Below are 9,168 nucleotides of genomic sequence, written 5' to 3' on the forward strand. Positions count from 1 at the left end.
CTTCTTCGGAAACTTAACCACAATTTATTTCAATTCTCACACCTTTTCTCCACTCATTAAAATCAGAATATTTAAAATAATAATTAATAAAAAACTTTAGAATTTTCTCTTTTTAAAACAGTGGACAAAATTCAAAAAATTGTGTTAGAATTTGTTTCAATATCATATCGCTTGTTAAATTCCTTTCAAAAGGAAAATAGGTACACGGAAATTTCGTTTCGTGTTTAAAAGGGAAGCTTGGTGAAACTCCAACACGGTCCCGCCACTGTAAATGCTGAGATTTCTTTTCTATGCCACTGTGAAAACGGGAAGGTGAAAGAAATTATATAAAGCATAAGTCAGGAGACCTGCCTGTTTTAACAACACTGATAGACTCACGGATGATGATGAGGTGTTAAAAACAAAAAGGAAGGCTTATTTTTCTATGCCTTTATGCTTTTTGTTATAGGTATTTCCGAGTAAACGGAAATGCTTACTTTCAATTAGGGAGGAATTTAAAATGGCAATTCAAACAAGTAACTTAGGTTATCCACGTATCGGACTACAACGAGAGTGGAAAAAAACATTGGAAGCTTTTTGGTCCAATAAAATTGATGAAGAACAATTTTTAACGACAATGAAAGAAATTCGCCTTCAACACGTCAAAGTACAGCAAGAAAAAGGAATTGAATTAATTCCAGTTGGCGATTTTACATATTATGACCACGTTCTGGATACGGCCTACATGTTAGGATTCATCCCGTCACGTTTTTCAGAGTTTACCTCTTACCTTGATGTATATTTTGCAATGGCACGCGGCTCTAAAGATCATGTTGCTTCTGAAATGACAAAATGGTTTAACACAAACTATCATTACATTGTTCCTGAATATGAAGAAGGATTACAAATCTCTTTAAAAGACAATCGTCCTCTTCGTTTATATGAAGAAGCGAAAAAAGAGTTAGGCGTTGATGGAAAACCAGTTATTTTAGGACCTTATACATTCCTAAAACTAGCAAAAGGTTATAACGAAGAGCAATTTGCCACTATTTTAAAAGAGCTAGTTGCACCTTATGTACAATTATTCTCTGAATTACACGCAGCTGGAGCACAAATTATTCAAGTTGACGAACCAATCTTCGCATCTTTAACAAAAGATGAAATTAATCAAGCGAAAGAACTTTACGAAGCTATTCATAAAGAAGTTCCGAATGCTAATCTTCTTCTACAAACATATTTTGATAGTGTAGAAGAGAACTATGAAGAAATCATTACATTCCCTGTTTCTGGTATTGGATTAGACTTTGTTCATGGCAAAGAAGGTAATGTAAATGCTATTTCAAAATATGGATTCCCAGCTGATAAAATTTTAGCTATCGGTTGTATAGATGGCCGTAACATTTGGAGAGCTGATCTTGATGATGTACTTTCTTTATTTACAACATTACAAAATCAAATCACAGCAAAAGGTTTCATTGTTCAACCTTCTTGTAGCTTATTGCATACTCCAATTGATAAAACGGGAGAAACGCACTTAGCAACTGAATTATTTGATGCACTTGCATTTGCTAATCAAAAATTAGAAGAACTAGTCCTTATCCATTCTGCTCTTACTAAAGGTGTAGAAAGCATAAGTAGCGATTTGACAACATATCGTAATGCACATCATGCAATCCGCTCATCAGCTGCACGTAATCGTGAAGATGTAAAAGTGGCACGTACATCACTTAAAGAAGATGATTTCTCACGTCCTCTTCCATTTGAAAAACGATATGAACTACAGCAAATAGCTTTACAATTACCGTTGTTACCAACAACAACTATCGGTAGCTTCCCGCAAACATCTGAAGTTCGTCAAACACGTAAACAGTGGCGTAACGGCGATATTACAAATGAACAATATAATCAATTCATTGAACAAGAAACTGCAAAGTGGATTCGTTACCAAGAAGATATTGGTCTTGATGTACTAGTACATGGTGAATTCGAAAGAACTGACATGGTGGAATATTTTGGCGAAAGACTTGCTGGTTTCTCCTTTACTAAAAACGGATGGGTACAATCATACGGTTCCCGTTGCGTAAAACCACCTGTTATTTATGGTGATGTTGCCTTTATAAGTGGAATGACTATTAAAGAAACTGTATATGCACAAAGCTTAACAGAGAAAGTAGTAAAAGGTATGCTCACTGGACCTGTCACTATTTTAAATTGGTCATTCGTTCGAAATGATATTTCAAGAAAAGAAGTTTCATATCAAATTGCATTAGCACTTCGTCATGAAATTGAATTACTTGAATCTTCCGGAATTAGAGTAATCCAAGTCGATGAGCCTGCACTTCGTGAAGGTATGCCGTTAAAAGAAAAAGATTGGGATGCATACATTACATGGGCAGTTCAATCATTCCTTTTAGCAACATCTTCTGTAGAAAATGAAACACAAATTCATACTCATATGTGTTACAGTAACTTCGAAGATATTGTAGATGCAATTCGTGCATTAGATGCAGATGTTATTTCTATCGAAACATCAAGAAGTCATGGCGAATTTATTAATACATTAAAACATACAACATATGAAAAAGGAATTGGTCTAGGTGTATATGATATTCATAGCCCACGTGTCCCAAGTAAAGATGAAATGTTCGCAATCTTAGAACAATCTTTACGCGTATGTGATCCTAAATATTTCTGGATTAATCCAGACTGTGGTTTAAAAACACGAAGAACTGAGGAAGTTATACCTGCTTTAGAGCACATGGTTCAGGCAGCAAAAGACGCTCGTTCTCTCCTAAAAACAAACGCATAATAAAAAACGTGTTATCCTTCAAAAAGGATAACACGTTTTTCTATTCTACACTCTCAAAATAGAAGTCGTATTGTACTTTATACAATTCATCGTCTGTTGGCTCTTCAAGAGGAGTTGCCTGCAAGACTATCATATATTCCCCGTTAGGAATAGGAATATGCAATTTATTAGAAAGAATACTTGTTATATATACTTCTTCATTCTTCACTGTGAAAGGAACTGATATCGTTCTAACCACTTCTTCTTTCTCAATATGATTTCCGCAAGTAACTTCTACTTCACAAGTATAGTCAGAGATTGCTTCAAAAATAATAGCTCCATCCACCTCAGCATAGCCTCTTTCAAAATCTTCAGGAGTCCAATCTACATAAGGCTGCTGACCATCATAATTCATTATCATTAATTGCGAATATGAAATTGTTAATTCCATAACTACCCCTCTCCTCCACTATGAAATGTATGCCAATTACTATTTCACTTCAAATTTCACACGCGTACCATCTGGATATTTGTCTAGCTTATTCCCTACCCAAGAACCTGCACCGCGGTTATCTGCTGGACTTATATATTCAATATGGGCTCCTTTTCCACCCTCCTTACACATCGCCATCGGCCATTCATCACGATCATAACCTTTCTTCGTCGGATATGGCGCTAACGATAATTTCCTTCTATCCGCTGCACCATTACGATCAATTGTGCACATTTCTGAATGCCCTTCTTTTATAGCATCCGTTATATGTTTCCCGGTCTCTGGATATCGTTCTTTCGGGAACTCTAGAATTTGATCATACGTAGTTGTTTTTTTAGTACTTGTCTCCTCTGGCACAAGTACTTCATATACCGCTACCAAAAGAGAAAGAATTGCAATAATTGAAATGATAATACCTTTAAATTGCTTCATGTGTACCTCCGTGTTCCTACCAATTTCTTTTCCTCAGTTATTATAACAAACTTCTTCTATGTATGTTTTCAGACATTATTTTAGCTTTTCCTCTCCATTTCGCCAAAAACATTCATTTTTCCTCATCTTTTCACTAATGCTGTAGAAAACTAATAACCTTCCGACATTCTTTTTCAAAGGAAGTCCTCATAAAAGATTGAAATGATATATACGATACTTTTTGGGGAGGAACTATCATGGAAGCTATTTATAAAACGAAAGATGTTACAAATAAAACAGGTATCCCAAAACATATAGTCCGAAAATATAGCCAACTCTTAGAGGAACACGGTTATATTATTTCCAAAACAGCTGATGCTCGTATTTATAAATTGGATGATTTAAAACTATTGAAATCTATACATGAAAGAGCTGCTACATTACAAGAAGACATTTCAGAAACAATACCTATTATTTTAAAAGAAAAAGAGGCCCCACCTGTCCCTGTTATTCAAGATAAACAAGAGATACAACCGAAAGAAGATGGACGTAACTTTGAGGAGTTCATGTTAAAACTTGAAATGCTTGCTCAATTAAATGAAGCAATTATTCATCAAAACTCTACTCTCATTACACAAAATCGTTTAAAAGACGAGAAATTAGATGAACTAATGCAACAAGTTTATGTAAAAGAAGGCTCTCAAGAAAAAATGTTACAAGAGCTAGTTGTTCACGCTGCTCAAACAGATGCACTCCAAAAAGAAAAGATGGACTTATTAATGAATCATATGTATAAGCGAGAATCCAAACAAGAAGAAAAAATGAATAAACTTGTCAATCAAATTTACAATAAAGATAGCAACCGCGATGCACAACTTATGCAAGTTATTCGCGAAATTCAAGAAACAAAAAAATTAGTCGCCGCCTCAAAAGAGCAAAGCTTCTTTCAATCATTTAAAAGTTTATTCGTTCGAACAAAACAAGATAAAATAAATGAATGAAATTTCGTATGTTTTTCTAATGCAAGATAAAATAAAAAGTTACCTTCTACCGGTAACTTTTATTCCTTATATCGTACAGCTGGCAATATAATAATAGCTTCAGTTCCTTTTCCGCTTTCACTTTTATATTCCAATGTACCATTATGCGCTTGTAAAATACTAAATGTTACCATAAGACCTAATCCTGTCCCTTTTTCTTTTAAAGAATAATACGGTTGTCCAAGCCTTGCTAACTGTTCTTTTGTCATTCCAACACCACTATCTTTAACTCTTATTATTATCATTTCATCTTTTTGAATAGCCGTTACTTTTAAATACCCTTTGTTTCCTTGAATTGCTTCAATACCGTTTTTAACAACATTCATAATAGCTTGCTTCAATTTCGCCTTATCGCCGATAGTATAAAGGCTCTCAGAAATCTCAACTTGCAAATAAACGCCCTGCATCGCTGCAAATGATGACATAAGAGTTGTCATTTCAATTAATTGTGCTGATAAACAAATATGTTCTTTTTTTTCAATTTGAGGCCTTGCTAAATTTAAATAATCTGAAATAATCTGTTCAGCACGATCCAGTTCAGCTAATACGAGACGCATATAATCTTTGTTTTTTACGTCTTCCGTACTCTCTAGCAATTGAATAAACCCTCGTACAACAGTGAGAGGGTTTCGAACTTCATGTGCAACACTTGCAGCTAACTCACTTATAATATTAAGTTTTTCTGATTTTTGCATTTCTGTACGCAATAATGCATTTTCGTTTAAATACTCAGTCAAATACACTTGAAATACCATTGTCATAACCATAATAAGTGATGCAAATATATACCCACTATATAGATTAGATATGTACGGTGTAAAACCTGTTTCTAAAAGGACATTCAACATCCCGACTACTAATGAAACAAGAACATAAAATGATGCAATCATAAAAGCTAATATTAGCTTCTTATCTCTTGAAAACAGAGACCATTTCTTTGACAAAAACAATGGAATTATCGAAAGAAATATAACTTCTACGATAGGCAACCAACTGAGCCCCTTAGAAATCCATTCATATGCAACAAAAATAATGGCAGGAATGAGCCCAACAATCCCACCATATAAAAAACCACTAACAATTGGGATTGGATGGAAATTGTATCCGCAAACGGTACCAAAACAAATAGAGTATGTCATGGAGAGAACGAGTGTAACGCTAGATAAAAACATAATAAAGTAGCGATTAGGCTTCGGAAGCATTTCTTGATAACGATTTAAACGAATCGCTTCATATAAAAATAGTGGTAAAATAATGATGGCAATTTGGATCATTAAATCACGAATCAGCTCCATAGCCTGTCATCCCCTATATGTATTTTGATATGATTATATCATTTTATAAGTCTATTTGTTTTAAAATTTTGATTTTTCTTAACATTTTTGTTAATTATTTGTTAACAACTAATAATAAATGTTACAAATTTCCGAAATGATTGTAAACCCTGTACCAAATTTCCTTCGTGCAGTATACAATGAATACGGATTACAAAGAAAATAAAAAACACTTCACTAGACGGACAACTATTGCAAAATACAGCATATAATCCATACTATCTATGTTTACAAATAAGTGATCATTACTTTAGTAGGAGGAAGATAAATATGGCGGGTACTACGCTTGTTTTAAAAGAAGAAAATTTGGTTGTGCTAGAAAACGTTGAAAAATCAGTATACGAAGAATTGCAACATAAAGCAGGGGAAGAAGATTGTACATGTGCTGTAAATGAATCCGTTGTCCATCTTGGCAGAGTATCTTCCGTACTTTGGAACGAAGATGAAATAGATTGGGAATACGGTTATTAAAAGTCGCTTGCAGCGGCTTTTTTTTGTTTATGCTTAAACAAATGGAGTGAAACTTTAATTAACTCACACAACTTATACTCTTATGGACATTTGGATCCTCACATAATTTCTTACTTCCACTGAATTTTAAAAATAGCGGGGGAATTTTATAAACAAAGCGTAATAGTTAAAAATATGATAAAATGAACTTAATTTTCAAACGGAAGAAAGGGAGATACAATGGAACAATTCATTAATCCTAGAGTGAAGGACATCCAAATTTCTGGAATCCGTCAGTTCTCTAACATGATTCAAAACTATGATAATCTCATCTCTTTAACAATTGGGCAACCCGACTTCCCTACACCTTCTTTAGTAAAAGAAGCTGCTAAACGGGCCATTACAGAAAATTATACAAGCTATACACATAACGCTGGTTTACTAGAATTACGCGAAGCAGCTTGTAACTTTGTAAAGGATCGCTACGATTTACATTATTCACCTGAAAACGAAACCATTGTTACAATCGGCGCTAGTGAAGCGATTGATGTTGCATTCCGAACTATTTTAGAACCAGGAACGGAAGTAATTTTACCTGCTCCTATTTATCCTGGTTACGAGCCGATTATTCGACTATGCGGTGCAACTCCCATTTTTATAGATGTTCGTGAAACTGGATTTCGTTTAACAGCTGAAGCTCTGCAAAATGCAATTACAGAACGAACAAGATGCGTCGTTTTACCGTATCCTTCTAATCCAACTGGTGTTACCTTATCAAAAGAAGAATTAGAAGATATTGTATCTATCTTAAAAGATAAGAATATTTTCGTTCTTTCCGATGAAATTTATAGCGAACTTGTATATGAAGGGCAACACACATCTATTGCTCAATTCCCAGAAATGCGTGAGAAGACTATTGTCATTAATGGCTTAGCCAAATCACATTCTATGACAGGATGGCGTATTGGATTTTTATTTGCTCCTAATTATTTAGCAAAGCATATTTTAAAAGTTCATCAATACAATGTGACATGCGCTAATTCAATCGCCCAACATGCTGCAATTGAAGCGTTAACAGCTGCTAAAGATGCACCTAAGATGATGCATCATCAATATAAAAAGCGCCGTGATTACGTATATAATAGACTCATTCAAATGGACTTAACAGTCGAGAAGCCAACGGGTGCATTTTATTTATTCCCATATGTCGGAAACTTAACATCTTCATCATTTGATTTTGCACTTGATCTTGTAAAAGAAGCTGGGCTGGCCGTCGTTCCTGGAACGGCATTTTCTGAATATGGTGAAGGCTACCTTCGCCTTTCCTATGCTTATAGTATGGAAACTTTAAAAGAAGGCTGCGACCGTTTAGAAGCCTTTCTAAAGCAAAAAGCTAAGAGTTAAACTCTTAGCTTTTTTTTACATACTGATCACAAGTTTGACGCTTCAATAATTTATGCGGAATAATAATGCATTTTGAAGTAGACTCAGAATGCTCTACCTTATCAACTAAAGCTTTTGCCGCTTCATACCCTAATTGATAAATATTCACATCAACTGTTGAAAGCGGTGGACTAGCAATTTCTGATAATAAAGCATTATTAAAACTTACAATAGAAACATCTTTCGGTACAACAAACCCTTTTTTAGAAAGTGCACTTAACACGCCAAGTCCAATTAAATCATCCGTTGCCATAATTGCCGTCGGTGGTTGCTTTAGTCCCATTAATTCCTCAACAGCCTGTTGACCACTCTCTCTTGAAAAATCAAAGTGTAAAATATACTCTTTCGGTAGTAGAATATCTCCTAATTTCAAAGCATCACTCATACCTGCCAAACGATCTCTCGTTACAAGTAAATCTGATCCACCACCAATGAATGCGATTTGTTTATGCCCTAATGAAATTAAATACTCGGCTACTTCTCTTGCGGCTGTATAATTATCATTATCTACATATGTAATTTCATCTTTTCGATCATATGGTTTTCCGATTAAGACAAACGGGAAATTTTGATTATGCAGATATTGAATGATCCGATCGTTTTCTCTTGAATACAAAAGAATAATTCCACCAATTTGGCGCCCTTGTACCATCTTTACAACACCATTAAAAATTTCGTCCTCCGTTTCACCTGTCGACATATAAAGCGCATACCCTTCCATATGTGCAAATGAACTAATTCCTCTTATAACTTCTGGGAAAAATGGATTTTGAAAAGCTTTACTTGCAGAACTCGGCATAACGAGTCCAAGCGTTTTCGTTGTTTGATTCGCAAGGTTTCTTGCATTTAAATTTGGGTGATAGCCTAGTTCACTCATTACTTTTCGAACACGGCGCTTTGTTTTTTCACTTATACTTGGATTATCAGCAATTACACGTGAAACCGTCGACGGTGCAACATTTGCCTTCTTCGCCACATCTTTAATTGTAACTGTCATAAAAAATCCCCTCCTCTCACTTCTCTGCCCTATTTCATATATTGTTATCTTGCATCTGTGCAAGTAGTAGGAGAAGTCGCAAACTTCCATCACTTCGTTCTATCTCACAAAAATTATCTTATTCTCCCTCTCCATGTATTGTAAGGGAAATAGCTCTATTTTCCTATACTATAATATACTATTTATTTCACATCTTTTCTCATGCTATGTCAAATCTCTTTTCATCTCCCTAT

8 protein-coding genes and 1 riboswitch are annotated in these 9,168 nt (G+C 34.7%); of the genes, 4 read left to right on the forward strand and 4 right to left on the reverse strand.

Annotated elements, in window-relative coordinates:
- The first annotated feature begins 181 nt into the window (after positions 1–181).
- Positions 182–369, forward strand: a riboswitch (cobalamin riboswitch).
- A 130-nt stretch (positions 370–499) separates the two neighbouring features.
- A complete protein-coding gene (metE, locus tag V7038_RS08590; RefSeq protein WP_335469824.1) occupies positions 500–2,788 on the forward strand; it encodes a 5-methyltetrahydropteroyltriglutamate--homocysteine S-methyltransferase in 2,289 nt (762 codons plus the stop codon).
- A gap of 40 nt (positions 2,789–2,828) precedes the next feature.
- On the opposite strand, the gene comJ is transcribed toward metE, so the two are convergent.
- Both comJ and nucA read right to left on the reverse strand, forming a co-directional pair.
- The gene (gene comJ, locus V7038_RS08595) at positions 2,829–3,218 is read right to left on the reverse strand and encodes a competence protein ComJ (RefSeq protein WP_002111536.1); all 390 of its coding nucleotides are present in this window, start codon (positions 3,216–3,218) and stop codon (positions 2,829–2,831) included.
- A 39-nt stretch (positions 3,219–3,257) separates the two neighbouring features.
- Positions 3,258–3,692 carry a DNA-entry nuclease gene (nucA, locus tag V7038_RS08600; RefSeq protein WP_002014817.1) on the reverse strand — a complete coding sequence of 145 codons (435 nt, stop codon included), beginning with the start codon at positions 3,690–3,692 and terminating at the stop codon, positions 3,258–3,260.
- A 236-nt stretch (positions 3,693–3,928) separates the two neighbouring features.
- On the opposite strand from nucA, the gene V7038_RS08605 reads away from it, so the two are divergent.
- Entirely contained in the window at positions 3,929–4,672 is a 744-nt protein-coding gene (locus V7038_RS08605) for a DUF3967 domain-containing protein (RefSeq protein ID WP_002111539.1), read from the forward strand.
- Between the two features lie 59 nt (positions 4,673–4,731).
- Here the strand turns inward: V7038_RS08605 and V7038_RS08610 are convergent, their stop codons facing one another.
- On the reverse strand, positions 4,732–6,006 hold the full coding sequence (locus V7038_RS08610) for a sensor histidine kinase (protein WP_002111540.1): 1,275 nt from the start codon (positions 6,004–6,006) through the stop codon (positions 4,732–4,734).
- Between the two features lie 309 nt (positions 6,007–6,315).
- Here V7038_RS08610 and V7038_RS08615 point away from each other — a divergent pair, with 309 nt between their 5' ends.
- Complete coding sequence (locus V7038_RS08615; protein ID WP_002111542.1) at positions 6,316–6,516, forward strand: hypothetical protein; 201 nt, start codon at positions 6,316–6,318, stop codon at positions 6,514–6,516.
- 219 nt (positions 6,517–6,735) lie between these two features.
- The gene (locus V7038_RS08620; protein ID WP_335469827.1) at positions 6,736–7,899 is read left to right on the forward strand and encodes an aminotransferase A; all 1,164 of its coding nucleotides are present in this window, start codon (positions 6,736–6,738) and stop codon (positions 7,897–7,899) included.
- 4 nt (positions 7,900–7,903) lie between these two features.
- On the opposite strand, the gene malR is transcribed toward V7038_RS08620, so the two are convergent.
- A complete protein-coding gene (gene malR, locus V7038_RS08625) occupies positions 7,904–8,935 on the reverse strand; it encodes a maltose operon transcriptional repressor MalR (protein ID WP_002111545.1) in 1,032 nt (343 codons plus the stop codon).
- Positions 8,936–9,168 lie beyond the last annotated feature (233 nt).

This window comes from Bacillus sp. JJ783 (assembly GCF_036963225.1).
Lineage (GTDB): Bacteria > Bacillota > Bacilli > Bacillales > Bacillaceae_G > Bacillus_A > Bacillus_A cereus_U.